Raw genomic sequence first — 25,535 nt, forward strand, 5'->3', positions numbered from 1 at the left:
TCGCCCAAGTCGCCTCCGCCGCCGACGACACCCGCCACGGCGCCCACAACACCCTCGAGTCCGCCACCGCCCTGGCCACCATGGCCACCGAGCTCAAGGCCCTCGTGGCCCGCTTCCAGGTCTGAGGGGGCTGACATGGAGGCATCCACCCAGCAGTCCCAGACCGTCACCGTCGACGTGTGGTCGAGCCCGCAGGCCCTCGAGCGCGCCGTGCCGGAGGCCTTCCGGCTCTGGGCGTCCTGGTACGGCGAGCCGCACCCCGACCGGTCGGTCCACCTGCTCGCCTGCCCCTCGGGGGCCTACGCGCCCTCCAAGACCGGCGTCGCCGCGGCGCTCGACGAGCCCCGACCGCCCGGCACGCCGGGGCGGGTCTCGGTCGTGCTCACCGACGACCCCACCGCCGGCGAGTCGCTCTGGCTGCTGCGCACCGTCACCCGCCTCGCCGAGCCGCAGCTGCCCTGAGCCCCCGGCTGCGCCCGCCTGAGCCCCCGGGGGACCGGGCCCTGGGGCTCAGGCGGGGGCGTCCACGCCCAGCGGCGGCGGCGCGTGCCGCTCGAGTCGGCGTACGTCGCGCGAGAGCAGGGCCAGCAGCGACGAGGCGGCCATGACGCCCGCGACCACGAGCAGCCACCGGTCGTAGCCGACCGCCTCGGCCACCGGCCCGGTCAGGGCCAGGCCCACCGGGCGGAAGACGAAGGAGCCGACCTGGTCGAAGGAGTAGACCCGGGCCAGCCGGTCCTCGGGCACGTTCTGCTGGATCGAGAGGTCCCAGGCCACCGAGAAGACCTCGAGGCCGAGGCCGTGCACGAAGGCGCCCAGGAGCACCAGGACGAGCTGGTCGGAGACGGCCATCGCCAGCGGGAACGCCGCGGTGAGCGAGAGCATCGCGACCCCCACCCGCAGCCCGTGGCGCGGTCGCCAGCGCAGGGTGAGCAGGCCGCCGACCACGAAGCCGGCCATCAGGCTCGCCAGCGCCCAGCCCCACGCCGCGCGGCCGAACCCGTCGCCGACCACGATCGGCCCGAGCACGCCCTGGGCGCCGCCGTAGACGAGGTGGTAGAGCAGGGCCTGGCCGATGAGCAGCCACAGCCAGGTGCGGCTGAGCACCTCCCGCAGCCCGACCCCGAGGTCGCCCAGCACCGAGGCGCCGGCCGAGACGCCCCGCACGTGCGGCACCCGGAGCGCGGCGTAGCACCCCGCGGCCACGGCGTACGTCGCCGCGTCGACCGCGATCGCCCACCCCGGCCCGGCGGCCGCGACGAGCACCCCGCCCACCGAGAAGCCGACGATCTGCGAGCCGGTCTGCCCGATCCGCCGCACCGACACCGCCGAGGCCAGCTCGGCCGCGGGCACGGTCAGCCGGGTCATCGCCTGCGACGAGGGGCCGCTCAGCGCGGCCAGGCAACCGGTGACCACCCCCATCGCCGTCAGCAGCGCGATGCTGGCGCCGCCGGTGAGCAGCACCGCCGCGAGCACCGCCTGCACCAGCGCGCACGCGCCCGCCGAGCCCTCCATCAGCACCTTGCGCGAGACCCGGTCGCCGAGCACCCCGCCGAAGAGCACCGTGACCACCTCGGCCAGCGCGAACGCCGCCACCACCAGGCCCAGCTCCTGCGCCGAGCCGCCGAGGTCGATCACCGCGAAGGCCAGCGCCACCGGCGCCATCGCGTTGCCCAGCGAGCTGGTCGCCGTGCCGGCCACGAGCAGCCGGAAGTCGCGGTGGCGCAGCGGCCCGAGCCGGTCGGTCACGCCGACCACCCAAGCCTGCGCGGGCCCGCGGGGTCAACCGGATTGCCGGCGCCTCCGAGCGGGCACAGGCCAGACCCCGTCAGCACTCGGACCGCGGAGCGAACGCACCCGTCGCCGCTCGCGCGACGAGCGCGTCGATGCGGGCGGCGAGCCCATCCTCGCCAGGTGCACCGGGGAAATCCTCCCGGTGCACCACGACGGGGGCGACGTCGCGCCACGTCCGTGCCGCTCCCAACCGCACGACCCCCACGACCCAGTCGCGGCGCCGACGCCTCACACGAGCCGTAGCCCACCGGATGCCGCGCCCCACGAGCACCGGCAGGTCGACGAGGAGCTCGCTCGTCACCCCGGTCCGAGGCAACAGCTCGCCGTCGTGGCGCACGCCGCGGACGTAGTAGACCCAGCCGTCGCGCTCCAAGCGTTGGTCGTGAGCTCGCAGCCGCACGTCGTAGAGGTCGTCCCTCCGTCGTTCGTCGTCGATCGTCACGCGGCCATGGTTCCTCCTCCGACCTGAAACCGCCTGCGCGGCGTCCGAGGTCGTGTCGCACGGGGGTTTAGCCGAGCGACGTCGGCTCGTCACCCTCCTCGTACACGGCGAATCCTCCAGGAGCCAGATCCAACAGCTGCTTGAAGGCGTCCCTGGTCTGGGTTCCCCAGTTGCTGTGGACCACCCAGGTCTTGTCGCCCTCGACGATGGGATGGGCGAGGTGCCAGCGGCGGGGGTCCGGCTTGCCGAGCTGTGTCTGGATGGCAGCCCACAACGCCTCCGCATCGGGATACGTCCCGGTGACGTGCAGGATCTTGCTGTCGGGCAGGGCTCGGCTGACGTGCTCCATCGCCACCCCCGCCTCGGCAAGACCCTTAACCAGTTCAAGCACTGCCCACCGCTTCGGCAACGGTTTGGTGGTGCTCGTCGGAGACTGGACGACGAACTTGGTCCAATCAGCGCCGGATTCCTTGGCCTGCTTGACGGCGATCTCCTTCTCGCGCACCCGCACGGTGTACTCCGAGGCCTCTGGCAGCGGGATGACGTGCTGCACGTCCAACAGAAGACGGTCCTCCAGTCGGTAGGGGCTGAGCCGCACGCAACGGATGTCGAAGCCGTAGAACTCGTTCAGCCACAGGACGGTCGTCGTGATCTCCTGGCTGAAGTCCTCGGAGGCGAGCACGACACCCACCTCTCTCGGGATGACCAGCTCCTCGTCGTCGAGCGCCAGCCAGGCCAGGAGGCGGTCACGTGCGTCCTCCTCGGAGTGGTCGGCGTCGCCGCGACCCTTGCGGTACTTGGCGAACGCCCTCACCACCTGAGCGAACGTCATGGTCGAGACCATCGCCGCGTAACGGAGGGCTTGGAGCTCCATGTGCCCCCCGTCGACCGTGCGCTTGAGCTCGACCACGACGAGCTTGCAGTTCTTGTCGATGCACAGCAGGTCGATGCGCCGGTTGGCGCCCTCGAAGTCCCCGAACTCCTCGGCGATCACGTGGAGGTCGTGGTCGATGAGGTCGATGTGATCTCTCAGCGCGGCTTGCAGGTGCGAGCGCTCCTGGATCCCCTCCTCGGCGAAGCTGGTCCGCGTCACCTCGACCAGAGCAGCGGACGTCGAGGGGAGACCGCTCTTGATAGCGGTCATGTCGTACAGGGTCACGGGCACTCCTTGGTTGAAGAATCGGGGGCCGAGCGCGGCGGGGTGCGGCACGACCCAGCCGAAGGTAAAGCCTAGAAGCCGAAGAGCTTGCCCAGGCCGGAGAAGAGCGCGTTGAACGTCCGGGTGACCGGGTTGGCCGCCTCGCCGGTGTCGGACTGCTGCCCGAAGAGCGGGTGGTGGCCGGTGAACTCGTCGTCGACGAGGGGCGCGCGGCCGCGCAGGTAGGGCCAGAAGACCTCGGTGCGGTTGACGCCCAGGCTCAGGCGGGAGTCGAAGCCCATCACCAGGTTCTGGTTGACCCTGGTCGCCCTGCCCTCGGGGTTGGTCGCCACCACGTCGCCGCAGCCCTCGACGATGAGGCCGCCGGTGCCGGCGAAGAGGATGTAGCGCACCTGCCAGGTCGCGAAGGCGTGCACGCCCCACCGCCAGCGCGTCTCCAGCGTGGGCGTCCCGACGACGCCGACCACGTGCTTGGGGTGCATCACGAGGCCGGGGTGGTCGCGGAGGTCGATGCGCATCAGGTAGGCGTTGGGGTCGTCGGGGTTGGCCAGGGTCACCGAGCCGCCCGCCTCGTCCCCGACCAGGCGGCTCATCTCGTGGAGCCCGGCGGCGTAGCTGATGAAGGGCGAGGACCAGTCGTAGAGGAGTCGGCTGCGGGCCCTGCCCTGCACCGAGCGCACGTGCGCCGACCGCGTCGACAGCACCTCGCCGGCGCCGACGTGGACGGTCATCGTGCGCTGCGCGTCGCTGGTGCGGATCTCGGCGTCCGCGGCCTCCGCCTCGTCGGCCAGCCGCACCGGCGTGTGGAGTCGGCGCACCACCGGCATCAGCACGAAGTAGCTGACGACGCGCAGCACGATCGGGGCGAGCAGGACGGTGAGCGCGATGACGGCCAGCCACTTCCACGACCGGGCCCACTGGTCCACGACCCAGCCCGTGCCGGAGCCCTGGGCCTCCTCCAGGGTGTCCTCCTCGCTCTGGGTCTCCTCAAGCGCCGACTCCTGCGCGTCGATCTCGTCCTGGCGGAACGCCGGGTCGTCGCCCCGACCCAGCCGGTCCAGCTTCTCCTGGTCGCTGAGGTCGGGGTCGCGCAGCACGGCCACACCCTCCTCGGCCCGGGCGAGACCGCCCTCCAGGGAGTCGAGCGCCTCGTCGGCCTGCCGCACCGCGGCCTCGGCGGCGTCGCACGCGTCGCCCGGCGTCACCAGGTCGATGAGGTCCCGCACCAGCCCGCAGACGTCCTGCTGGCCGTCGCGCAGCCGCTCGACCTCGGCCCTCTTGTCGGCGACGGCCCCCTGCAGCGTGCCGACCTCGTCGCCGAGCTCGGCCTCCAGCGAGGCCGTCGCCTCGCTCCGGGCCGCGGCGGCGGCCGCCTGCAGCCGGCCCAGGTCCTCCTGCAGCGCGGCTCGCTCCTCGACGACCCGCTCCAGCCGGTCCCGGTCGGCCGCGGCCTCGCGCAGGGCCGGCACCAGGGACTGCATGACCAGGTAGCCGAGGAACAGCGAGAGCACCAGCGCCGCCAACAGGCCGAGCTTCCGCAGGAAGAAGCCGACGACCGTCGACACGAGACGCATGGGCTCGATCCTAGTGTCGGACGTCTTTACCGTGGCGCGCTCTCACGGGCGGTACGTCAGCATCCTTCGCCGGCCCCGGCTCCCGGCCGCGGTCCGGCGTCCTCCGGTCGTCGTCCCGCGGCCGACGCCCCGCACCGGCGCTGACACCGACCGGCAGACTGGCGCCGTGACCAGCGCGCGCGACGTCCTCGGGCAGGTCGTGCGCGCCCTCGACGCCGACGGTTTCGGCGCCGAGGCCGTCCACGTGCTCCTCGCCGACGACAGCGCGGTCCACCACTGGTCCCCCGACGTACGCCGCGACGTGCACTCCGCGGCCAAGGCGGTCTGCACCCTCGCCGTCGGGCTGGCCTGCGACGCCGGCCTCTACGACGTCGACGCGCCGGTCACCCGCTACCTGCGGCCCCCGGTGGTCGGCGAGGGCGTCGAGTCGGTCACGACGCGGCACCTGCTCTCGATGACCAGCGGCATCGACCTGGCGTGGAGCGAGACGATGCTGACCGACTGGCCCGACCTGGCCCAGGAGTTCCTGTCGCGCCCGTCCGCGGGGCGGGTCTTCCAGTACTCCAACGCGAGCACCTACACCGCGATGCGCGCGCTCAGCAGCGTCGTCGGCGACGTCGTCGACTGGCTGCAGCCGACCCTCTTCACCCCGCTCGGCATCGACGCGCCGCCCTGGGACCGGTGCCCGCACGGGTACGTCGCCGCCGGCGGAGGGCTGCACCTGCGGGTCGAGGAGCTCGCGCGCCTGGGCCGGCTGATCCGCGACGACGGCGTCTGGGACGGACGGCGACTGGTCTCCTCGCGCTGGACCACCGGCCTGCGCTCGGACTGGACCGAGCGGGACGCGGCCTCCCCCGCCTACGCGCGCTACTCCCTGGGAGCGTGGGGCGGACCGGGCGACGCCTGGCGCCTGCACGGCGCCCACGGTCAGCTCGTGCTGTTCCTCGGCGACGCGGTCGTGACGATCCAGGCCCACGACCACGCCGGGGCCGACCTCGCGTCCGAGCGCGTCGTGGCGATCCTCGACTCCATCTGACTGAGATCAGTCGAAGATGAATCGCCCCGGGTTTCGTGGAGGCCCTGGCGTGTCCCGGGTCCCTTGGAGATGCCATCTGAATTTTAGTTTCCGTCACCAGAAGGCAGCAATGGGAAGACGGGGCTATCCGCCGGAGTTCCGACGCAAGGTCTTGGACCTACTGAAGAAGGCAGATCAGTCGCACAGGTCGCACACGACCTGGACATAAGCCAGGAGTCGATCTACACCTGGCGACGCCAGGACAGAATCAACCGCGGCCTCACGCCCGGACTGTCAAGCGGCGAGAAGGCCGAGCTAACCGCTGCCCGCAAGCAGATCGCTGACCTCGAAGCCGAGCTGAAGGCGACATGGCGAGCGATCGAGCTACTGAAGGAGTCAGCGCACCCAAAAGGCGGTACTCGGCGGCGGAAGTAATCGTCGCCGAGGGCACTCCCGTCCAGATCGCCTGCCGGGTCGCAGGGATCTCCGAGTGCGGCTGGTTCGCCCGGATCAAACGGACGCCCTCACCGCGCTCGATCCGCCACGCCCTGCTCACGACCTCATCATCCAGATCCACCGCGACTCCCGCGGCAGCTACGGCGGTCACCGAGTACACGCCGAGCTCGCCCTCGGACGCGGGATCGAGGTGGGCCACGGCCAAGTCGAGCGCCCGATGCGCCGCGCCGGCCTGCAGGGCGTGGGAGAACGATCGCGGTGGAAGCGGGTCAAGCCTGACAACATCGCCACTGACCTGGTCAAACGAGACTTCGCCTGCCCCGGCCCGAACCAGCTGTGGGTCACCGACATCACCGAGCACACCTCGCACCGAACGGTGCTCGTCGAGGAGGTACACCCGAGCACGATGAGCTTGCTGCACTCACTGTCGGCGGCTCTAGGCAGCCGATCGCGTGGCCGCCGGCAGCGGGCTGGTGCTCGCCGACACGCTAGGCCGCGGGGTGTCACCAGACGCCTACTTGGACCGACTCCGGACGCTGTGCGTCAAGGCCGGCGTGCCAACCATCCGCCTTTACGAGGTGCGCCACACGTTGGCGCTTGTCCTGCATCGGGCAGGCGAGGCACCAACCTATGTGGCGGCGTTACTGGGACACACGCTGGCGACACTACGCCCACTACGTGCCGCGCACCGAGCGCGGCGTGACATCGGCGGCTGGGCGTCTCGCGGAGGTGCTGGCAACGGTCTGCTAAGCACCTAGTTTGCCACACTCCACGCGGCTAGCAGTCCCCCGCACGGGTTGCAGCACCGCCCGCACGCGGCAACGCAGCGTGACACCGTTAACGCGAACCTGCTAGCAAAACCCCGAACCGGTTGCAGCGTCAGCTACACGCAGCAACCACACGTTGTGGACACACTCCACGCGGCTAGCAGTCCCCCGCACGGGTTGCAGCACCGCCCGCACGCGGCAACGCAGCGTGACACCAAAACCCCGAACCGGTTGCAGCGTCAGCTACACGCAGCAACCACACGTTGTGGACACACTCCACGCGGCTAGCAGTCCCCCGCACGGGTTGCAGCACCGCCCGCACGCGGCAACGCAGCGTGACACCGTTAACGCGAACCTGCTAACAAAACCCCGAACCGGTTGCAGCGTCAGCTACACGCAGCAACCACACGTTGTGGACACACTCCACGCGGCTAGCAGTCCCCCGCACGGGTTGCAGCACCGCCCGCACGCGGCAACGCAGCGTGACACCGTTAACGCGAACCTGCTAACAAGTCCCTCGGGTGCTTGCAGTAAGGTCCATTCGACGTAGCAGCAGTTGCTCGCCTTCTTCAAAGATGCAAACTTTCGCATCATTATTTGGTAGTATTCGCCCATGGACCCGAACCGTTTCACCGCACCAGTCTTCGGCGAAGCTGTGCGCGAGCCTGGGAACAAGTGGGGATTCTGGTACTTCAAGCCTGCCCCGATCCCCCGCGATCTCGCCCTCACGACCGCAACCGTTCGCGCCCTCTCCGAGGCAGACGCGTCTCTCGGACGCTTGCAGGGACTAGGGGCCCTCATCAGAGACCCTGAGCTTCTGCTGGGCCCCTACCTCACACAGGAGGCGCTGGCTAGTTCGCGCATTGAAGGCACGCAGGCATCTCTGTCCGATGTGCTGCAAGCTGAAGCCAGCGGCCACCCGAGCGACAGCGAAGACATCGCCGAAGTTGAGCGCTACATCGACGCCACGCGTCAGGGCTACGCACTCGTGGGGACCCTGCCGATCACTCAAAGACTGATCCTGCAGTTGCATGAGACGCTGTTGTCTGGCGTGCGAGGCCAGGAAAAGCTGCCCGGCGAGTTCCGGCGGACTCCCGTCTGGGTGGGCTCTACCACTGACAGCCCTGACACAGCGATTTTCGTCCCGCCCCTTCCGGACGACCTACTTAACGCCTTCAGTGATTGGGAGACATTCGTCAACACTCCGGGGGACCTCCCGACGTTGATCCGCTGCGGCCTCATGCACTACCAGTTCGAGACCATCCACCCTTTCTTAGATGGCAACGGACGCATCGGTCGACTGCTGATCAACCTCATGCTGTTGGAGGAGGGAAGGCTCAAGACACCGCTCCTCTACCTGTCCGGCTATCTCGAGCAGCATCGTCGCGAGTACTACGAGCGGCTGCAGTCGGTTCGTGAGAGCGGTGAGATCCAGGAGTGGCTTCAGTTTTTTCTGACAGCTGTCAAGCGGAGCGCCGATGACGCTGTCATTCGAGCCGAGCGCCTCGTCGACGTCCGGGAGAACTACCTCAGAGAGGCCAGTGCCTCCCGGTCCAACAACCTTCACACACTGGTCGAGCTCATCTTCAGCAACCCCTACATGACGGTGGCCCGCCTGCAGCGCAAGAGCGGACTGACGCCCCAGGGCGCGCGCAACGTCATCAAGGACGCCGCCAGTCGCGGCTGGCTGGAAGAGATCGGGACTACCGGTCGTGGGGGTCGCATGTTCTGGGTCGCCAAGGAGCTGTACAGCATCGTGGATGCCCCTTGGTCATACGCAGACACAGCCGCTTTGTGAGGCATCTGTAAAGAAGGAAGGCCCCCGAGCGCTAAGTCTCGGGGGCCTTCGTATCTTTCCGCAGTTCAATCGCTGTTTTGCTCTGTGCGCCTGTAGGGATTCGAACCCCAAACCTTCTGATCCGTAGTCAGATGCTCTATCCGTTGAGCTACAGGCGCATGTCGGCCGATCCGGCCGGGGCCGGTGCGACGACTGGTCGAGGATAGCCGACCGGGCACCGTGGGTCGAAATCGGCCCCTGCCCGGTCGGCTACACGCTCAGGAGTCGGCGTCGGCGAGGGCCTGGGCGACCCGGCGGTGGGCCTCCCAGATCTCCTCGGGCAGGCCGTCGAACTGCTGGAGGTGCTCCTCGCGGAAGCCCATCTCCTGGCGCCAGCGCTCGACGTCGATGTCGAGGATGCGGGCCAGCTCGTCGGCGGGCAGGTCGAGGCCGGTGAGGTCGAGCTCCTCCTCGGTGGGCAGGACGCCGACCGGGGTCTGGCGGCCCGAGACCTCGCCGGCGGCGTACTTGACCAGCCACAGCAGCGGGCGCAGGTTCTCCCGGTAGCCGGGCCACAGGAAGTGGCCGTCCTCGGCGTCGCGCTGGAACCAGTTGACGTGGGCGAAGATCGGCTGCTGCGTGGCGGCGCCGATGATCTTCAGCCAGTGCGCGGCGTAGTCGGCCTCGGCGTAGGCCATGAAGGGCCGCATCGACATCGGGTCGTAGCGCAGCTGGCCGTCGAGGCCGTCGGCGGCGAAGGTCGCCTCGGCGCCGAGCGTGAGGCCGTCGTAGACGCCCTCGGCGAGGTCGGTGATCGCGCGCACCAGCGGCTCGCGGTCGCGGGTGCGGCCGCCGAAGATGATCGCGTCGACGGGCACGCCGGCGGGGTCCTCGAAGTCGCCCGCGACGTTGGGCACGTTGGCCAGCGTCGTGGTGAAGCGGCTGTTGGGGTGGGCCCACGGGGAGTCGTCGCCGGCCTCGCGGTCGGAGATCTTCTCGCCCTTCCAGTCCTCCCACCCGGTGACGTCGGCGGGGTATTCGGGCGTCTTGCCCTCCCACCACACCTCCTGGGTGTCGGGGTTGTAGGCGACGTTGGTGAAGATCGCGCCGCTGCCGGGCTTGATGGAGTCCAGCGCGGTGGGGTTGGTGAGCTCGTTGGTGTCCTTGGCGACGCCGAAGACCCCGTTCTCGGGGTTCATCGCGTAGACCTTGCCGTCCTCGCCGACCCAGAGCCAGGCGATGTCGTCGCCGTAGAACTCCACGTGGTAGCGGCTGCCCATGGCGTCGGGCGCCAGCGTCATGGCGAGGTTGGTCTTGCCCGAGGCCGACGGGAAGCCGCCGCACACGTGGTACTTCTTGCCGGTCTCGTGGTCGGTGATCCCCAGCAGCATGAACTGCTCGGCGAGGAACTTGCCCGACGCGCGTCCGTCGTAGCAGGCCTGGCGCAGGCCGTGGGCGATCTTGCCCAGCAGCGCGTTGCCGCCGTACGACGAGCCGAAGTGCAGGATCGTGCGCTGGTCGGCGACCGTGACGAAGTAGCGCTGGTCGTCGGGGGTGCCCTGGCCGAGGTTCTCCAGGTCGCCGGTGACATGCACGGCGCGCACGAACGAGGTGGGGTCCTCGAGGTTGTCCACATGGGCGGTGCCGACGCGGGCCATCCGGATCATGTGGAGCACGACCGGGCGGTTGTCGGTGAGCTCGACGCCCGCGGCGTAGGCCTCGAGCGGGGAGCCGGGAGGCGCCATCAGGTAGGGGATGACGTACATCGTCTTGCCGCGCGACTGACCGCGCATGCGCTCCAGCTGGCTGGAGGTCATCTCCTCGGCGTCGCGCCAGTTGTTGTAGACGCCCTTGTCCTCGGGCTTGCTCGTGGCCACGATCGTGCGCTCCTCGGAGCGCGCGGTGTCCTTGAAGTAGGAGCGCGAGTAGTACAGCCCCTCGCCGGCGGGCAGGAGCTCGCCGGCCTCGAGGGCCTCGGCCACCAGGCGGGCGTCGTCGGAGGCGTTGACGACCTCGATCCGCTCGGGCTCGGTCACCCCCGCCCAGTACGCGACGTACTCACGCACGTGCGGGTTCTTGAGACCCGCCTCGTCGAGGACCTTCTCCACATCGACCATGTCCAGATTCGCCTTTCCCGGGGCTGCTTGACAGGCACGCTAGCCGCTCTTTACCCCCCCTCCGCACGCCAGGGTCGTTGGATCGATCCAGACTGGACAGGCGATTTTCGGACCTTCCACGAGGCCCTCCGAGGCCTGTGACCTGGGCCACGAATCATGGATCGATCCAAGTCAGGACGCCGTCCGGCCGGGCCACGGGGCGCTCGCCGGCCGGTCGCCGGGGTCTCGCCCGCGGAGGGTCTGCGCGGGGTGTGTCATCATCCGCAGCAGACTCGGGGAGCGCGGCACACCAGGTGCTCGCGCACGACGACGAGCCAGGTCAGGGGCCAGGTCAGGGGGACGCGTGGCGGTGTTCGGGCCCGAGGACAGGGCGGCCTTCGAGGAGCACTGCGTCGCCCTCTACGAGGACATGGTCGCGGCCGGTGGCATCGCCGCCGACGACCCGCGGGTGGCCGAGGGCGCCGACGACCGGCCGGCCTTCGACCTGCTGGTGCAGCTCGGTCTGGTCAGCCTCGACGCCGACAGCGCGACCTGGCTCCCCGAGGACCCCGCCGCCGTCCAGTCGCGGGTGGTCACCCCGCTGAGCGCGGAGGCCGGGCGCCTGCTGGAGGAGTCCTCGCAGTGGGCGCGCGCCTTCGGCCCGCTGCGCCAGGCGTGGCGTCGCGCCCCGGAGACCGGCGGCCGCGGGCCCTTCACCTACCTGCGCGGCGCCGCGATCGGCCCCTACATCGGCGGGCTCACCGCCGAGACCGAGAGCGAGCTGCTCACCGCGCAGCCGCAGACCGGCCGCGACCCGCAGACCCTCGCCGAGGCCGCGCTGCGCGACACCGCCGCGCTCGCCCGCGGGGTCAGGATGCGCACGCTCTACCAGCACAGCGCCCGGCGCAGCGCGGTCACGCACAAGTACGTCGCGGCCGTCACCGGCCTCGGCGCCGAGGTGCGCACGCTGGACGAGTTCTTCAACCGCATGATCGTCGTCGACCGCCGCGTCGTGGTCATCCCCGCCACCGACGACAACACCCTGGCCATCGCCGTGCGCGAGCCCTCGGTGGTGGCCTACCTCGTCGACGTATTCGAGCGCGCCTGGGAGCGCGCGCGCCCCTTCGGCAACCGCGAGTCCACGACGATGAAGGACATCGCCGAGGAGCAGCGGGCCATGACGATCCGGATGCTCATCGAGGGCCACGCCGACCCGGTCAGCGCCAAGCGCCTCGGGGTCAGCCCCCGCACCTACGCCGGCTACGTCGCCGACCTCAAGGCCGAGCACGACGCCGACACCCGCTTCCAGCTCGGCTACCTGATGGGCCGGCGCGGGGTGCAGGGCGACCGGGCCCTCGACGGCGAGACGGGCGCGCCCGACCAGGAGTGACGCTCCGCCGCACGGCCCGGCGCGCGCGGTGCCGGGCGTGACCGGGCCGGGCGTGACCGGGCCGGGCGTGACCGGACCGGAGGTGGCGGGGCCTGACGTGGGCCGGACCCGCACGCCAGCGGCGTACGGGTCCGGAACCAGCGAGGACAGCGACCGGAGTCGCTGTCCTCGGGGGGAGACGGGCCGTGGACCGGCACTGGGACCGAACAAGTCGGGGGGGACGTTCGCTCCCCGTCTCACAAGGGAGAGGCGCGGGACCAGCCCGCGCTCAGGTCACTTCTTGCTGACGCAGCCGCCGCAACCCCAGCTGGTGTCGGCCTGGGCGGGAGCGGAGGTGAGACCGACGAGGCCGACGCTCAGGACGGTGGCGGCGACGGTGACGGCGAGCTTGCGGGCGACGTTCATGGCGGAGTCCTTGTCCTCGGGGGCCCACGGAATGGCCCGTGGCTCCATCCTGCGTCGTCGGCGGCGCGATCGGGCGCGGCGGGTTGGCTCAGAAACCTGCATTGCAGAAGATTGCAGCCGCCGTCGCGGAATAGCGGTCCGACCCCGAGGCCGGCCCGTGCACTGCCACGAGGGTCGCCCGAGCCGCGGGTCCGTGGCAAGCACCCCGCCGGTCGCCGCCGGTGTCGCCCGGGTCACGCCGTCACCCCGGCGGGCGCGCGCCGTGCGGTCGGCGGGGACAGGACGACCCCCGGCGGAGGAGTCCGACGGGGGTCGTGGCTGGCGGAGGCGGCGGGATTTGAACCCGCGAGAGGGTTCAACCCTCAACCCGCTTAGCAGGCGGGCGCACTAGGCCACTATGCGACGCCTCCGGGAACAGCGAGCACAGGCTACAAGGAGGCCGTCCCGGCGCACCAATCAGGCGCGCGGACCGGACCCCACCGGCTCGGAGCCGCGTCGCGGCGGCGGACCGGCGCGGTCAGGAGTCGCCGAGGCGGCGCAGGCCGCGACCGGCGTCGAGGCGGCGCTGCACCTCGCGCACCAGCTGCTCGCGGTCGATCGCGACGGCCTGCACCGGGATCGTCGTCGTGCCGCCGCCGCGCAGGTGCAGCACCAGGCACGGGATGCCGCGCGGGGAGGAGGTGGCGGCCGACTCGACGTCGCGCCAGGCGGCGTCCCGCACACCGGCGCCCCGCACCAGCCGCACGTGGTAGCCCTCGGCGTCGGCGCGCAGCACGTAGGCCCGCGAGCGCAGCCACCAGCCGAGGGTGATGACGCCGACGACGCCGAGCACCAGCGGCACGAGCAGCAGGTCGCCGGACCACCCCGCCACCGCCACCAGCGCGGTGCCGCCGAACATCACCAGCGCCAGCGCCACCAGGCCGGCGCCCACGAAGCGGGCGGCCAGGGCGGGGTGCATGCGGTAGTCGTGCGGGGTCGGCAGCGGCTCGGGCATGCCTCGATTGTCCACCCGCCCGCTCCTCGTAGACTGCGCGGGTCGCACCACCCGCGCTGCGGGCGGGCGCGGCGAGGAGGGGTGCCGGAGCGGCCGATCGGAACCGCCTTGAAAGCGGTCGTAGGGAGACCTACCGCGGGTTCGAATCCCGCCCCCTCTGCCACGTGCCGTGCCTGGTCGCCTGGGTGCCCCGCGGGTACGGCGCCGACGGGTCGGGCCCGGTCGATGGGGCCCGGTCGGCGAGGGCCGTCGGTGGGGCCGGTCAGGCGCGGGTGAGGGCCACGAGCAGGTCGCCCTCCTGGACGACGTCGCCGGGGCTGACGCGCACCTCGGTCACGACGCCGGGGACCTCGGCGATGACCGGGATCTCCATCTTCATCGACTCCAGCAGCACCACGGTGTCACCGGTCTCGACGCGCTCGCCGGGCGCGACCGCGATGGTGAGCACGTTGGCCACCATCTCCGCGAGGATCTCCGTCACCTGTTCACGAGCCACGCCTCGAACCTAGCCGTTACCGGCGCGTACTACTGCAGCGCCGAGGCCCGAGGTGGCTCCGGGCGCACCGCGGCCTCGGCCTCGGCGCGGCGGGCCCGCGAGCCGCGCGGGCCGGTGAGGGCGAGGTCGACGCGGATGACGACGAAGCCGATCACCAGGCCCACCACGAGGCCGTAGCTCACCGAGAGGCCCGCCTCGAGCAGCGAGGTGGCGGGGTTCATCAGCGCGGTGGTCACCGGGGCCGTGGCCGCCACGCCGAAGGCGCAGATCCACCAGCCCTGACGGCGCCGGGCGCGCATGTGGCAGCCCCACGCGAGGGCGGGCACGCCCAGGACGGTCTCGATCGGACGGGGGAACGCACCGAGGGTCTCCCGGGTCCACCGGACGCCGTCGAGCACGCTGTCCACGGCGTCGCCGGGACCGTAGCGGCGCAGCAGCTCGGCGTAGGCCAGGGTCAGCGCGAGCAGGATCCCGCCGCCGAGCACGCCGACCAGACCGCGGCGGCCCAGGCCGTGGAGCCCGGCGCCGAGGCGGTGGACGAGCGCGAAGGCGGCGAGTAGGGAGAGCCCGAAGACGGTGTACTCGAAGCGCACCTGCGCGATGACCGGCTCGAAGCCGAGCATGGCCAGCGCCCCGCCCGCGGCCACCAGCACCGCCAGGGCGCACTCGCGGGCGGCCTGCACGAAGCGCTGCGCCGGCACCGTGACCATCACGCCGAGCACGGAGGCGACCGCGCACGTCATCACCGCCGCGCCCGTGCGCAGCCAGTCCTCGTCGAGCACCAGGACACCCACGCCGAGCAGCAGGGCGAGCGCGCCGAAGAGCAGCGGCCGTCCGCCGGCGCGGGCCACCAGCGCCCAGGTGTAGGCGCTGGTGACGGCCACCGACCCGATGCCCGAGAGCAGCCGCTCGTCGGCGGGCACGACGTCGAGCAGCGCCACCACGAGGGCCGCCACCCCGCCGAGCACCACGACCCACCAGGCGGCCAGCGGGGCCACGCGGCGCCATCCGGCGCGGGTCGGCGTGCCCGGGGAGGTGTCGGGCCGGGCGTCGGACGGGGCATCGGAGGGGGTGCCGGAGGGCGCGGTGCTCGAGGGCGCGGGGGTCGCGGGGTCGGGGGCGGGCACGAGCGGAGAGGCTACAGACGCCGGTTGGCCAGGGAGGGGTTGGTACGACGCGCCTGCGCCAGCACCGCCGCGCTGATCTCGGCGCCGACGACCTCGGAGCCGTCGCCGGCCTCGGCGAGCACGTCGCCGAGCGGGTCGACGAGCATCGAGTGGCCGGAGTAGCGCGGGGCCGGCTGGGCGGCGGCCGCGACGTAGACGGTGTTCTCGATCGCGCGGGCCCGCACGAGGGTGCGCCAGTGGTCGACCTTGCGCTCCCCCGCGACCCAGGCCGCGGGCACCACGAGCAGCTCGGCGCCGGCGTCGACCAGCGCGCGGGCGTGCTCGGGGAAGCGCAGGTCGTAGCAGGTCATCAGACCGACCCGCAGGCCGGCGAGGTCGACCACCCGGGGGGTCGTGGGGCCGGCCGTCAGCACGTCGGACTCGCGGTAGCCGAAGGAGTCGTAGAGGTGGATCTTGCGGTACTCCGCGCTCACCGCCCCGCGCACCACCAGCGTGTTCCACGGGCGCTCGGGGTCGGGGCCGGTCTCGAACATCCCGGCGACCACGGTGGTGCCGGCGGCGCTCGCGACCCGGGCCACCTCGGAGGCGAAGGGCCCGTCGACCGGCTCGGCGTGCTCCCCCAGCGGCGAGCCGGCGGTGCCGAAGTCGCGGGCGAAGGCCTCCGGCAGCACGACCAGGTCGTGGCCGGTCGGCACCAGCGCGGCCAGGCGCTCGCGGTTGCCCGCGGGCTCGAGACCCGAGGCCTCCTGCACGAGGGCGACCCGTGCCGTGGTCCACGTCGTGTCGGCGGTCATGGCTCCAGCCTGCCAGCCGGCCGCGACCGGTGCGAGACTCCAGGCATGCCCGGCTCCTCCCCCACCGGTCCCCTGCTCGACCCCGACACCGGCGGCTTCTGCGCCGTCGTGCTCGCCGGCGGCACCGCGGTGCGCCTCGACGGCGTCGACAAGGCCGGCGTCGAGCTGCACGGCCGCTCGCTGCTCACCCACGCCCTCGACGCGCTCGTCGACGCCGCCGAGGTCGTGGTGGTCGGCGACCCGGTGCCGACCGAGCGGCCGGTCACCTTCTGCCGCGAGTCGCCGCGCCACGGCGGCCCGGTCGCGGCGCTGCTCACCGGGCGCGACGCCCTCGTGCGGGCGCCCCGCACGCTCGGCGTACTGGCCGTCGACATGCCCCGCGTCACCGCCCACACCTTCCGCCGCCTCCACGACGCGCTCCTCGGGGAGGACGGTCTCGACGAGGACCTCGACGGGGCGCGCCTGGTCGCCCCCGACGGGCGCCACCAGCTCGCCCTCGTGCTCCGCACCGACCGGCTCGACGCCGTGCGCCCGGACCACGAGGGGCAGCACGGCATGGCCATGAGGCACCTGCTGCGCGACCTGCGGCTCGCCGAGGTCGCCGCCCTGGGCGAGGAGCACCGGGACGTCGACACCTGGGCCGACCTGCGCGACCTCGCCGAGCCGCCGGGCTGAGGCGGCTGACCCCAGGGGGCGGTCGTGGGGCGGCCGTCAGGTGGGCGGCGGCCGTCGGGGGCCGCCGGGGGCCGCCGGCGGGGGCCGTGGTCGGGGCTGCGCAAGCGGCGCAATTGCGCGGGACCGGCGGGACCGCCAGGCCCGGTTTGCGTGGCTGGAGCACGGCCGCCGACGCCTGGACTGCGGAAACAGCGCAATTGCGCTGGACCCGGCGGGCCGCTGGGCCAGGATTGTGCGGCTGGTGCAGCGGTGCGGACGGCTCCGCTGCGGACCGGGCGCAATCGCGCTGGGGGACCGCGACGCCGGCGGGGCTGCGCAAGCGGCGCAATGGCGCGAGAAGGACCGAGCCGCCGAGCCAGGTTTGCGTGGCTGGTGCACCGGTCCGGGCGTCTCGGCTGCGCAAGCGGCGCAATTGCGCGGACAAGACCGGGCAACTGAGCCAGGTTTGCACCGTTGGCGCACCGGCGCGGACGTCTCAGCTGCGCAAGCAGCGCAATGGCGCGGGAAGGACAGCGCCGCGGGTGGGGTTCAGCGGGGGGACCGGGGCCGGCACCCGAGCGGCCGGTACCTGAGAGGCTGAGGCCATGACCTCCCCCGCGGACGACCAGACCCCCGCCCCCGCCGAGCCGACGCTGGCCGACTGGATCGACGAGGCCACGGCCGCGCTCGGGCTCGAGGGTCACGAGGTCGACGAGGCACTCGTGCTCGACCTGGCCCGCGTGGCTGCGCACGGGGTGCTGCGGCCGGCCGCGCCGGTGACGACCTACCTCGTCGGACTCGCCGCCGGGCTCCGCGGCGGCGACCCCGCGGTCGTCGAGGAGCTGTCGGCCCGCGCCGAGCGACTGGCCGAGGAGTGGGCCGCCCGCCACAGCGCAGGCTGAGGGCTGCGGCCTAGCGACCGACGGCTGCGGTCGCAGGGCTCAGGGCTCCGGGCCTCGGGCCCCGGGCGCGGCGTACGGCGGCGCTGCCGCGGGTCGGCACCGGGCCTGGACCTAGGGGTGGTCCGGGCGTCGTCGCGGCGGCCTAGGGTCGCAGTCATGCGTGCTGTCGTCGCCCAGGGGACCGGTGGTCCCGAGGTCCTGTCCGTCACCGAACTGCCCGACCCCGAGCCGGGGCCGGGCGAGGTCGTGCTCGACGTCGCGGCCGCGGGCCTCAACCGCGCCGACCTGCTGCAGCGCCAGGGCCACTACCCGCCCCCGCCCGGCGCCTCCGACGTGATCGGCATGGAGTGCTCCGGCACGGTCTCCGCCGTCGGCGAGGGCGTGACGCGCTGGGCCGTGGGCGACGAGGTCTGCGCGCTGCTCGCCGGCGGCGGCTACGCGACGAAGGTCGCCGTGCCCGAGGGCCAGGTCATGCCCGTGCCGGCCGGGCTCGACCTGGTCACGGCGGCGGCCGTGCCCGAGGTGGCGGCCACGGTGTGGTCCAACGTCTTCATGATCGCCGGTCTCGAGGCCGGGCAGACCTTCCTGGTGCACGGCGGCGCCGGCGGCATCGGCACCTTCGCGATCCAGCTGGCCCACGCCCGCGGCGCCCGCGTCATGACCACCGGAGGCACCGCCGAGAAGCTGGCCTTCTGCCGCGACCTCGGCGCCGACGTGACCATCGACTACCACGACCAGGACTTCGTCGAGGTCGTCACGGAGGCCACCGACGGCGCCGGGGTCGACGTCATCCTCGACAACATGGGCGCCAAGTACCTCATGCGCAACGTCGACGCGCTCGCCCTCGAGGGCGTGCTCGTGGTCATCGGCATGCAGGGCGGTGCCAAGGCCGAGCTCGACCTCGGCACGCTGCTGCGCAAGCGCGGCAGCGTCGTCGCCACCTCCCTGCGGGCGCGCTCGGTGGAGAACAAGTCGGCCATCTGCCAGTCCCTCGTCGAGCACGTGTGGCCGCTGCTGGCCGACGGGTCGGTCACGCCGGTCGTGCACGGCACCATGCCGCTCGACGAGGTCGTCGCCGCCCACGAGCTGATGACCTCGGGATCCCACACCGGGAAGATCCTGCTCACGACGTGACCGGCCCCGCCCGCGACGGCCGCGACCCCACGGTCACCGCCGCCGCTGCCGTGCGCCCCCGACCGACCCCCCGACCGACCTCTCGACGTACCTAAGGTGGAACCCATGACCGAGCAGCAGGGCGAGAGCCCCGAGCAGGAGCAGCAGATCGTCATCGTCGGCCCCGACGGCCAGCCGATGGGCAGCGTGCCCGCCTCGGCCTTGGCCGTGGCCGCGCAGGCCGCGAGCGGCGACGAGGACGGCGACGGCGACGGCGAGCGCGCCGTGACCGACCTGGTCGAGCAGCCGGCGAAGGTGATGCGGATCGGCAGCATGATCCGTCAGCTGCTGGAGGAGGTGAAGGCCGCGCCGCTCGACGAGGCCAGCCGCAACCGACTCAAGGACATCCACCAGGCCTCCATCGCCGAGCTCGAGCAGGGCCTGGCCCCCGAGCTGGTCGAGGAGCTGCAGCGCCTCAGCCTGCCCTTCACCGAGGACTCCACCCCGTCGGAGGGCGAGCTGCGCATCGCCCAGGCCCAGCTGGTCGGCTGGCTCGAGGGTCTCTTCCACGGGATCCAGACCGCGATCTACGCCCAGCAGATGCAGGCGCGGGCGCAGTTCGAGCAGATGCGGCGCGGCCTGCCCGCGGGCCAGGGCCACCCGGGCGCCGCTCAGCCGGGTCAGCCCGGCCAGCCGGGGCAGCCGGGTCCGGGTCAGCCGGGCGGCGAGTCGGGCGGCGGCTCGGGGGGCATGTACCTCTGAGCGCCTGACCCGCGCTCAGCACGGTGCGGAGGGCGCGGGTCCGTCCGCGGCCGCGGCGGCCGCGAGGGTCGCGAGACCGGTGAGCGCCACGGGGAGGCGCACGGCGCGACGGGCGTTCGCCCGCCCACTGGCGACGTGAGCGCGGACGGGCGCGAGGTGGTGCGAGGGCACAGCGGCTCCTCGGGTCGTCGCAGAGCGGGACCCGGTGACGGTGCGACCACGGCCCCCCCGAGATGGGCCGGAGTCGGCCTGCGCCCGGCGCTGGGGGCGGTCTGAGGAGGGCCGCGGTCGGAGGGTCCCTCCGGTGCCCGGCCGTGCGGAGTGGTCGAACGGTCGTCCGACGCTGGGACCTCCGGGCAGACCGTCCGGGTTGATCGAACGTTCGTTCAACCCAGGAGACGTCGCCGCCGGCGTCGTGGAGCGCCGCGCAGCCGCTGCCACCCCCAGGGGGTGCCGGTCGAGCGGCGCCTCACGGGGAGCCAGGCGGAGTGCGGGCCGCGGCCCCGGGCCCAGAGGCGGAGGCGGAGCCGGAGCCGGGCCCGGAGCCCGAGCCGGTGTCGGTGTCAGAGCCGGGGCCGGGGCCGCGGCCGGTGTCAGAGCCGGGGCCGCGGCCGGTGTCAGAGCCGGGGCCAGGGCCGCGGCCGGTGTCAGAGCCGGGGCCGGGGCCGCGGCCGGTGTCAGAGCCGGGGCCGGGGCCGCGGCCGGTGTCAGAGCCGGGGCCGGGGCCGCGGCCGGTGTCAGAGCCGGAGCCGGGCCGGCGTCCGGTCGCGGGAGGCGTCGGCAGGCCGGCCAGGCGGCGTACGACGGCGAGCCCGTCGGGAGTGCCGGGCCAGTGGCGGTCGAGGGCGCCGGGCCCGGCACGACGCACCACGGAGCGCAGCGCGAGGGCGACGACCACGACGTCGTCGGCCCAGCCGACGACGGGGATGACGTCGGGCACCAGGTCGAGCGGCATCAGCAGGTAGCCCAGCAGCAGCACGAGCCGCAGCCGCACGCCGCGGGGGAGGTCGGGGTCGGCGGCCAGCGCGCGCAGCAGCCGCACGACGTCGGGCAGCAGCCGAAGCGCCTCGCGCAGGCTGCCCGTGCGCTGGTCGCGGCGGGCCAGCAGCCACAGCGTCAGGACCAGCCCGGCCCACAGCAGCAGGAGACCACCGCCGACGGCGACCAGGGTCGACCAGGGCTGGCTCACCGCGCGGCCTCGCGGTCGCACCCGGTCGCGGGTCCGACGGCGGTGGCGAGCCCGGCCGCGGGTGCGGGCACGGGTCCAGCCGCCCGGCAGCGCAGCACCGACGGTGGGCGCGTCACCGAGGGTGGGCAGGGCACCGAGGGTGGGCGGGGCAGCGAGGGTGAGCGGGTCAGCGCCGGTTGAGGCGGCGGACGACGACGAGGCCGAGCAGCCCGACGATGACCAGGGCCGCGCCGGGGGCGGCGGCGCGGGTGAGCGTGGTCGGCTCGGCCGGGTCGAGGGCCTCGAAGGAGGCCTGCTCGGGCTCCGGCGAGACCGGCGGGCGGGGCTCGGCGATGACGATGGCGTCGACCTGCTCGACGTAGGAGGCCGTGGCCGGGGCGGTGCCGCTGTCGCCCGCGGCGAACCAGGAGTCGCCGTCGGCGGCGACGACGAAGACGTACTCCTCGCCGTCGACCAGCTCGCCCAGGTCGCAGCCCTGCTCGGTGCCGCGCAGGCTGCGCACCTGCACCTCGGGGGTGGTGACGCTGCTGCGGCCCTTGTAGACCAGGTCGACCTGCACCTCGTGCAGGATCTCCGCGCCGTCGCCGCCCTCGGCCTGCGAGCTCGTCGAGGAGGTCACGACACCGGTGAAGACGGCGTCGGCGGTGCGGATCTGCTCGGCGAGGTCGGTGTCGGCGCAGGTGTTGGGCGTGCGGGAGGGCGACGGCGAGGCCGACGCGGAGCCGGCGCCGCCGGAGGCTCCCTGACCCACCAGCACCGCGAGGACGACCAGCGCCACCACGAGCAGACCCGTGGCCCACCGCAGCAGGGGCGTGGCGGCCGGGGCCGGCGGCGTCGCCGACGCGGCGGGTGTCTGTCCGAGGGCGGGCACGCGCCCATGAGACCAGATCACAGCCCGAACACACCAGCCAGCACGGTGGCCACACCGTCCTCGTCGTGACCCGGCGCGACGTGGTCGGCGGCGGCGGTGACGGTGGGGTGCGCGTCGGCCATGGCGTAGGCCGTGCCCGCCCAGCCGAGCATCGGCAGGTCGTTGGGCATGTCGCCGAAGGCCACGACGTCGGCGGCGTCGACGCCCAGGTCGGCGCAGAGCATCGCCAGCGTCGAGGCCTTGGTCACCTCGGCCGCGCTCACCTCGAGCAGGGCGCTCGACGACGACCAGGTGATGGTGAGCCGGCCGCCGGTGGCGGCCTCGGCGCGGTCCCAGAAGTCCTGGGCGTCGAGCTCCTCGTGGCGCGCCAGCAGCTTGAGCGCCGGGCGGTCCATGAGCTCCTCGAGAGGGGCGCGCCGGCTGGCGTCGGGGATCGGGTGGCGCTCCATGAACCCCGGCTCGAGGGCGATGCCGTCGAGGTCCTCCACCGCGAACGCCGTGCCCGGCACGGCCGCGCGCAGGTCGCGGCAGAAGGCCAGGGCGTCCTCGGCGGAGATGGCACGCTCGAGGCGGGCCCGGTCGGCGGCGACGTCCCACAGCAGGGCGCCGTTGGAGACCACGGCCAGACCGTGGTCGCCGACGTGGTCGAAGACGTCGCGCGCCCACCGCAGCGGCCGGCCGGTCACGAAGACGACGGGCACGCCGAGGCGCTCGACGCCCACCAGCACCTCGCGGGTGTAGTCGGACACGCTGCCGTCGGAGCGGACCAGGGTGCCGTCGAGGTCGGTGGCCACCAGGCGGGGCAGGCTCACGGTGTCTCCTCCGCCGGCGTCACGCCGGCCGTCGGGCCGGTCGCGGGGCCGGTCGCGGGGTCGGCCGCCGGCTGATCGTGCTCCAGACGCTCCTGCTCGAGCCGCTCCTGCCGCTCCTGCTCGCGCTCCGCGGCGCGCCGCGCGCCGGTGCCCGCGAGCGGCGAGGCGGTGCCCGGCAGGGGCCGCGCCATCATCAGCCGGCCCTCCTCGTCGGAGCCCCGCAGCTCGGTGAAGCCGCACTTCGCGAGCACGCGCACGCTCGCCCGGTTGTCGGGGCGTACGCCGGCCCGCACCCGCACCCCCACGTGGTCGGTGTGGGCGAGCAGCCCCTGCAGCGCCTCGGTGGCGAAGCCCCACCCCCACGCCTCCTGCACCAGGCCGTAGCCGACCTCGGTCTCGGGGGTCGCGTCGGCCGCGGGCTCGGGCGGACCGAAGAAGCCGATCGAGCCGAGCACGGTGCGACCGCGCACGATGCTGCGCGGTCCCCAGGCGTCGCCGTCGACCCACAGGGTCGCGGCGTCGGCGTCGTCGGGGCGCGGGAAGTCGGGGTGGAACTCGGGACGTCGGCGGCGCGCGCGCACGTCGGCCGCGACCTCGGGGGACCACAGCACGAGCGCCAGCCGCTCGGTGGAGACCACGCGCGGCGGCCCGGCCACGAGGGCCGCCTGCTCGCTCACGCGGGGAACCAGCGGCGGATCTCGACGGCGGCGCCGTCGTCGTCGACGCTGGCGGTGGTGGCGTCGGCGACCGCGTGCACCTCCGGCACGGCCTGGCCCATGGCCACCCCGCGCCGGGCCCAGGCGAGCATCTCGAGGTCGTTGCGCCCGTCGCCGATGGCCAGCGCGTCGTCGGCGGTGACGCCGAGCTCGGCGGCCACGTGGTCGAGGCCGGAGGCCTTGGAGACCCCGGCGGCGGCGAGGTCGAGCCACGCCGTCCACCCCACGACGTAGTCGGTGCCCTGGAGGCCCAGACGGGCCGCGAGGGCCACGAAGTCGTCGGCGGTGGCGGCGGGGTCGCGGATGATGACGCGGCTGACGGGCTCGGCCACGATGTCCTCGACGTCGGCCAGGATCATCTCCCCGGTGAGCTCGCCCTCGGGGAAGGGCTTGTTGAGCCGGTAGCCCACGCCGCGCTCCTCGACCGCCACGATGGCGTCAGGGTGCTCGGCGAGCACGGCGGCGACCGCGGCGCGGGCGTCGAAGGTCTCCTCCAGCACGACGTCGAGCGGCGGGTAGCGGAAGACGACCGCGCCGTTGGAGGCCACGACCCAGACCGGCTCGTCCTGGCTGCCCAGGCCCAGCTGGTCGGCCACGTCGGTCATGCTGTGGGGGCTGCGCCCGCTGGAGAGCACGATGTGGGCGCCCCCGTCACGGGCGGCCTGCACGGCCTCGCGCACCGCCTCCGACATCTCCTCGTGGGCCGCCCCTCCGCCGTCGACCCAGCGCAGCAGCGTGCCGTCGATGTCGAGGGCCACCAGCCGCGGGCGCCAGCCCGGGCCGGGGGCGGGGCGCTCGTCGGCGCCGTCGGAGCCGCCGGGCTCGGTGACCAGCTCAGCCACGCGCGGGCTCCAGCGGCTCGAGGACCTCGCGGCCCATCCACTTCTGCAGCGCCTTCGGCACCCGCACCGACCCGTCGGCCTGCTGGTGGGTCTCGAGGATGGCCACGATGGTGCGCGTCATGGCGCACAGCGTGCCGTTGAGGGTCGCGACCGGGCCGACCTCGGTGCCGCTGCCGGTGCTGCCGCCGCTGCCGCCCGACCCCTCGCCGGCCGCAGCGCCGGCGGCGTACCGGGCGCGCGTGTCGAGGCGGCGGGTCTGGAACTCGGTGCAGTTGGAGGTCGAGGTGAGCTCGCGGTACTTGCCCTGGGTGGGGATCCAGGCCTCGCAGTCGAACTTGCGGATCGCCGAGAGGCCGAGGTCGCCGGCGGCGACGTCGATGACCTGGTAGGCCAGCTCGAGCTTGTCGAGGAACATCTTCTCCCACTCCAGCAGCCGCTGGTGCTCGGCGACGGCCTCCTCGGGCGTGGTGAAGACGAACATCTCGACCTTGTCGAACCAGTGCACCCGGATGATGCCCTTGGTGTCCTTGCCGTGCGAGCCGGCCTCCTTGCGGAAGCAGGGGCTGAAGGCGGCGTAGCGCAGCGGCAGCGAGGCGCCGTCGAGGATCTCGTCGGAGTGGTAGGCCGCCATGGGCACCTCCGAGGTGCCCACGAGGTACATGTCCTGGCCCTCGATCCGGTAGACGTCGTCGGCGGCCTGGCCGAGGAAGCCGGTGCCGTCCATGGCGCGGGGCTTGACCATCGAGGGCGCGATGACCTGGGTGAAGCCGACCTCGCGGGCCTGCTCCATGGCCAGGTTGACCAGGGCCAACTCGAGCTCGGCGCCGACGCCGGTGAGGAAGTAGAACCGCGAGCCCGACACCTTGGCGCCGCGGTCGAGGTCGATCGCACCGAGCAGGCGGCCCAGCTCGACGTGGTCGCGCGGCTCGAAGCCCTCGGCGGCGAAGTCGCGAGGGGTGCCGACGGTCTCGAGCACGACGAAGTCGTCCTCGCCCCCGGCCGGGGTCTGCTCGTCGGCGAGGTTGGGGATGCTGAGCAGCGCGGCGCGCCAGGCCTCCTCGGCCTCGCCCTGCGCGGCCTCGGCCGCCTTGACCTCGGCGGCGAGGGTCTTGGTCTGCGCCAGCAGCGCCTGCTTCTCCTCGCCCTGGGCCTGGGGGATCTGCTTGCCCAGCTGCTTCTGCTGGGCCCGCTTGGCCTCGAACTCCCCGATCGCGGCCCGGCGCGCGGCGTCGGCGGCCAGGGCGGTGTCGACCACCGCGTCGGACAGGCCGCGCTTGGCCTGGGCGGCGCGCACGCGGTCGGGGTCGTCTCGCAGGATCCGGGGGTCGATCATGGTGAGAGGCTATCGGGGCGGCCGGCGCCGTCTCACGCGAGTTCCACAGGCCCCC

At 73.1% G+C, this 25,535-nt stretch carries 26 protein-coding genes and 3 tRNA genes; 11 read left to right on the forward strand and 18 right to left on the reverse strand.

Annotated features, from left to right (window positions below; all coding sequences use genetic code 11):
- Window positions 1-135 precede the first annotated feature (135 nt).
- Window positions 136-462 carry a hypothetical protein gene (locus IR170_RS05755; protein ID WP_193661621.1) on the forward strand — a complete coding sequence of 109 codons (327 nt, stop codon included), beginning with the start codon at window positions 136-138 and terminating at the stop codon, window positions 460-462.
- A 48-nt stretch (window positions 463-510) separates the two neighbouring features.
- Here IR170_RS05755 and IR170_RS05760 read toward each other — a convergent pair whose 3' ends face one another.
- From IR170_RS05760 to IR170_RS05775, 4 genes are all read right to left on the reverse strand, one after another.
- A complete protein-coding gene (locus IR170_RS05760; RefSeq protein ID WP_319804921.1) occupies window positions 511-1,749 on the reverse strand; it encodes an MFS transporter in 1,239 nt (412 codons plus the stop codon).
- 79 nt (window positions 1,750-1,828) lie between these two features.
- Complete coding sequence (locus IR170_RS05765; RefSeq protein ID WP_193661623.1) at window positions 1,829-2,236, reverse strand: hypothetical protein; 408 nt, start codon at window positions 2,234-2,236, stop codon at window positions 1,829-1,831.
- A 67-nt stretch (window positions 2,237-2,303) separates the two neighbouring features.
- Window positions 2,304-3,395: an endonuclease NucS domain-containing protein gene (locus tag IR170_RS05770; protein ID WP_193661624.1), complete on the reverse strand. Its 1,092-nt coding sequence runs from the start codon at window positions 3,393-3,395 to the stop codon at window positions 2,304-2,306.
- A 71-nt stretch (window positions 3,396-3,466) separates the two neighbouring features.
- Window positions 3,467-4,969, reverse strand: coding sequence for a hypothetical protein (locus IR170_RS05775; RefSeq protein WP_193661625.1), 1,503 nt, complete (start codon window positions 4,967-4,969; stop codon window positions 3,467-3,469).
- A gap of 166 nt (window positions 4,970-5,135) precedes the next feature.
- On the opposite strand from IR170_RS05775, the gene IR170_RS05780 reads away from it, so the two are divergent.
- From IR170_RS05780 to IR170_RS05795, 4 genes are all read left to right on the forward strand, one after another.
- The gene (locus IR170_RS05780) at window positions 5,136-6,005 is read left to right on the forward strand and encodes a serine hydrolase domain-containing protein (RefSeq protein ID WP_193661626.1); all 870 of its coding nucleotides are present in this window, start codon (window positions 5,136-5,138) and stop codon (window positions 6,003-6,005) included.
- Window positions 6,006-6,224: 219 nt separating this feature from the next.
- Window positions 6,225-6,419, forward strand: coding sequence for a hypothetical protein (locus IR170_RS20520; protein WP_406603375.1), 195 nt, complete (start codon window positions 6,225-6,227; stop codon window positions 6,417-6,419).
- Window positions 6,420-6,474: 55 nt separating this feature from the next.
- A complete protein-coding gene (locus IR170_RS20525; RefSeq protein ID WP_193661627.1) occupies window positions 6,475-7,143 on the forward strand; it encodes an IS3 family transposase in 669 nt (222 codons plus the stop codon).
- A gap of 677 nt (window positions 7,144-7,820) precedes the next feature.
- Window positions 7,821-9,005 (forward strand): Fic family protein, encoded by a 1,185-nt coding sequence (locus tag IR170_RS05795; protein WP_193661628.1) that lies wholly within the window; start codon window positions 7,821-7,823, stop codon window positions 9,003-9,005.
- Window positions 9,006-9,090: 85 nt separating this feature from the next.
- On the opposite strand, the gene IR170_RS05800 is transcribed toward IR170_RS05795, so the two are convergent.
- Window positions 9,091-9,163 (reverse strand) — tRNA-Arg (locus tag IR170_RS05800).
- 99 nt (window positions 9,164-9,262) lie between these two features.
- Window positions 9,263-11,101 (reverse strand): phosphoenolpyruvate carboxykinase (GTP), encoded by a 1,839-nt coding sequence (locus tag IR170_RS05805; protein ID WP_193661629.1) that lies wholly within the window; start codon window positions 11,099-11,101, stop codon window positions 9,263-9,265.
- A 343-nt stretch (window positions 11,102-11,444) separates the two neighbouring features.
- On the opposite strand from IR170_RS05805, the gene IR170_RS05810 reads away from it, so the two are divergent.
- Complete coding sequence (locus IR170_RS05810) at window positions 11,445-12,470, forward strand: LuxR family transcriptional regulator (RefSeq protein WP_193661630.1); 1,026 nt, start codon at window positions 11,445-11,447, stop codon at window positions 12,468-12,470.
- Window positions 12,471-12,743: 273 nt separating this feature from the next.
- On the opposite strand, the gene IR170_RS05815 is transcribed toward IR170_RS05810, so the two are convergent.
- The 3 genes from IR170_RS05815 to IR170_RS05825 all read right to left on the reverse strand — a co-directional run bounded on the left by IR170_RS05815 (window position 12,744) and on the right by IR170_RS05825 (window position 13,869).
- Window positions 12,744-12,923, reverse strand: coding sequence for a hypothetical protein (locus IR170_RS05815; protein WP_193661631.1), 180 nt, complete (start codon window positions 12,921-12,923; stop codon window positions 12,744-12,746).
- Window positions 12,924-13,194: 271 nt separating this feature from the next.
- Window positions 13,195-13,285: transfer RNA gene (locus IR170_RS05820), tRNA-Ser, on the reverse strand.
- A gap of 107 nt (window positions 13,286-13,392) precedes the next feature.
- The gene (locus tag IR170_RS05825; protein WP_056905065.1) at window positions 13,393-13,869 is read right to left on the reverse strand and encodes a hypothetical protein; all 477 of its coding nucleotides are present in this window, start codon (window positions 13,867-13,869) and stop codon (window positions 13,393-13,395) included.
- A 75-nt stretch (window positions 13,870-13,944) separates the two neighbouring features.
- Between IR170_RS05825 and IR170_RS05830 the strand changes: the two genes are divergently transcribed.
- Window positions 13,945-14,032, forward strand: a tRNA-Ser gene (locus IR170_RS05830).
- A 99-nt stretch (window positions 14,033-14,131) separates the two neighbouring features.
- Here IR170_RS05830 and IR170_RS05835 read toward each other — a convergent pair.
- Genes IR170_RS05835 through IR170_RS05845 form a run of 3 tightly spaced genes read right to left on the reverse strand, consistent with a single transcriptional unit; the run spans window position 14,132 to window position 16,286 of the window.
- Window positions 14,132-14,365 carry a biotin/lipoyl-binding carrier protein gene (locus IR170_RS05835; RefSeq protein ID WP_156697971.1) on the reverse strand — a complete coding sequence of 78 codons (234 nt, stop codon included), beginning with the start codon at window positions 14,363-14,365 and terminating at the stop codon, window positions 14,132-14,134.
- Window positions 14,366-14,394: 29 nt separating this feature from the next.
- Window positions 14,395-15,492 (reverse strand): hypothetical protein, encoded by a 1,098-nt coding sequence (locus IR170_RS05840; protein ID WP_193661632.1) that lies wholly within the window; start codon window positions 15,490-15,492, stop codon window positions 14,395-14,397.
- An 11-nt stretch (window positions 15,493-15,503) separates the two neighbouring features.
- Window positions 15,504-16,286 (reverse strand): carbon-nitrogen hydrolase family protein, encoded by a 783-nt coding sequence (locus IR170_RS05845; protein WP_193661633.1) that lies wholly within the window; start codon window positions 16,284-16,286, stop codon window positions 15,504-15,506.
- Window positions 16,287-16,331: 45 nt separating this feature from the next.
- Between IR170_RS05845 and mobA the strand changes: the two genes are divergently transcribed.
- From mobA to IR170_RS05865, 4 genes are all read left to right on the forward strand, one after another.
- On the forward strand, window positions 16,332-16,961 hold the full coding sequence (gene mobA, locus IR170_RS05850; protein WP_193661634.1) for a molybdenum cofactor guanylyltransferase: 630 nt from the start codon (window positions 16,332-16,334) through the stop codon (window positions 16,959-16,961).
- A gap of 584 nt (window positions 16,962-17,545) precedes the next feature.
- Complete coding sequence (locus IR170_RS05855) at window positions 17,546-17,842, forward strand: DUF6457 domain-containing protein (protein WP_056865196.1); 297 nt, start codon at window positions 17,546-17,548, stop codon at window positions 17,840-17,842.
- Between the two features lie 156 nt (window positions 17,843-17,998).
- Window positions 17,999-18,976, forward strand: a complete 978-nt coding sequence (locus IR170_RS05860; RefSeq protein WP_193661635.1) for an NAD(P)H-quinone oxidoreductase — start codon at window positions 17,999-18,001, stop codon at window positions 18,974-18,976.
- Window positions 18,977-19,081: 105 nt separating this feature from the next.
- Window positions 19,082-19,717 (forward strand): bacterial proteasome activator family protein, encoded by a 636-nt coding sequence (locus IR170_RS05865; protein WP_193661636.1) that lies wholly within the window; start codon window positions 19,082-19,084, stop codon window positions 19,715-19,717.
- Between the two features lie 469 nt (window positions 19,718-20,186).
- Here the strand turns inward: IR170_RS05865 and IR170_RS05870 are convergent, their stop codons facing one another.
- From IR170_RS05870 to serS, 6 genes are all read right to left on the reverse strand, one after another.
- Window positions 20,187-20,906 (reverse strand): YkvA family protein, encoded by a 720-nt coding sequence (locus tag IR170_RS05870; RefSeq protein WP_193661637.1) that lies wholly within the window; start codon window positions 20,904-20,906, stop codon window positions 20,187-20,189.
- 166 nt (window positions 20,907-21,072) lie between these two features.
- Window positions 21,073-21,777, reverse strand: coding sequence for a hypothetical protein (locus IR170_RS05875; protein ID WP_193661638.1), 705 nt, complete (start codon window positions 21,775-21,777; stop codon window positions 21,073-21,075).
- A 17-nt stretch (window positions 21,778-21,794) separates the two neighbouring features.
- Window positions 21,795-22,589, reverse strand: a complete 795-nt coding sequence (locus IR170_RS05880; RefSeq protein ID WP_193661639.1) for a Cof-type HAD-IIB family hydrolase — start codon at window positions 22,587-22,589, stop codon at window positions 21,795-21,797.
- Entirely contained in the window at window positions 22,586-23,266 is a 681-nt protein-coding gene (locus tag IR170_RS05885) for a GNAT family N-acetyltransferase (RefSeq protein ID WP_319804922.1), read from the reverse strand. Before IR170_RS05885 ends, IR170_RS05880 begins: the two co-directional genes overlap by 4 nt.
- Window positions 23,263-24,147, reverse strand: coding sequence for an HAD family hydrolase (locus IR170_RS05890; RefSeq protein ID WP_251534581.1), 885 nt, complete (start codon window positions 24,145-24,147; stop codon window positions 23,263-23,265). The genes IR170_RS05885 and IR170_RS05890 overlap by 4 nt, the downstream gene beginning before the upstream one ends.
- Window positions 24,140-25,480 carry a serine--tRNA ligase gene (gene serS / locus IR170_RS05895; RefSeq protein ID WP_193661640.1) on the reverse strand — a complete coding sequence of 447 codons (1,341 nt, stop codon included), beginning with the start codon at window positions 25,478-25,480 and terminating at the stop codon, window positions 24,140-24,142. The genes IR170_RS05890 and serS overlap by 8 nt, the downstream gene beginning before the upstream one ends.
- Window positions 25,481-25,535 lie beyond the last annotated feature (55 nt).

This window comes from Nocardioides kribbensis (genome assembly GCF_015070375.1).
Lineage (GTDB): Bacteria > Actinomycetota > Actinomycetes > Propionibacteriales > Nocardioidaceae > Nocardioides > Nocardioides kribbensis.

Coding starts and splice junctions, on each gene's coding strand:
- IR170_RS05755 (WP_193661621.1), top strand. CDS start 136: ATGGAGGCATCCACCCAGCAGTCCCAGACCGTCACCGTCGACGTGTGG.
- IR170_RS05775 (WP_193661625.1), bottom strand. CDS start 4,969: ATGCGTCTCGTGTCGACGGTCGTCGGCTTCTTCCTGCGGAAGCTCGGC.
- IR170_RS05795 (WP_193661628.1), top strand. CDS start 7,821: ATGGACCCGAACCGTTTCACCGCACCAGTCTTCGGCGAAGCTGTGCGC.
- IR170_RS05805 (WP_193661629.1), bottom strand. CDS start 11,101: ATGGTCGATGTGGAGAAGGTCCTCGACGAGGCGGGTCTCAAGAACCCG.
- IR170_RS05815 (WP_193661631.1), bottom strand. CDS start 12,923: ATGGAGCCACGGGCCATTCCGTGGGCCCCCGAGGACAAGGACTCCGCC.
- IR170_RS05825 (WP_056905065.1), bottom strand. CDS start 13,869: ATGCCCGAGCCGCTGCCGACCCCGCACGACTACCGCATGCACCCCGCC.
- IR170_RS05845 (WP_193661633.1), bottom strand. CDS start 16,286: ATGACCGCCGACACGACGTGGACCACGGCACGGGTCGCCCTCGTGCAG.
- mobA (WP_193661634.1), top strand. CDS start 16,332: ATGCCCGGCTCCTCCCCCACCGGTCCCCTGCTCGACCCCGACACCGGC.
- IR170_RS05855 (WP_056865196.1), top strand. CDS start 17,546: ATGACCTCCCCCGCGGACGACCAGACCCCCGCCCCCGCCGAGCCGACG.
- IR170_RS05860 (WP_193661635.1), top strand. CDS start 17,999: ATGCGTGCTGTCGTCGCCCAGGGGACCGGTGGTCCCGAGGTCCTGTCC.
- IR170_RS05865 (WP_193661636.1), top strand. CDS start 19,082: ATGACCGAGCAGCAGGGCGAGAGCCCCGAGCAGGAGCAGCAGATCGTC.
- serS (WP_193661640.1), bottom strand. CDS start 25,480: ATGATCGACCCCCGGATCCTGCGAGACGACCCCGACCGCGTGCGCGCC.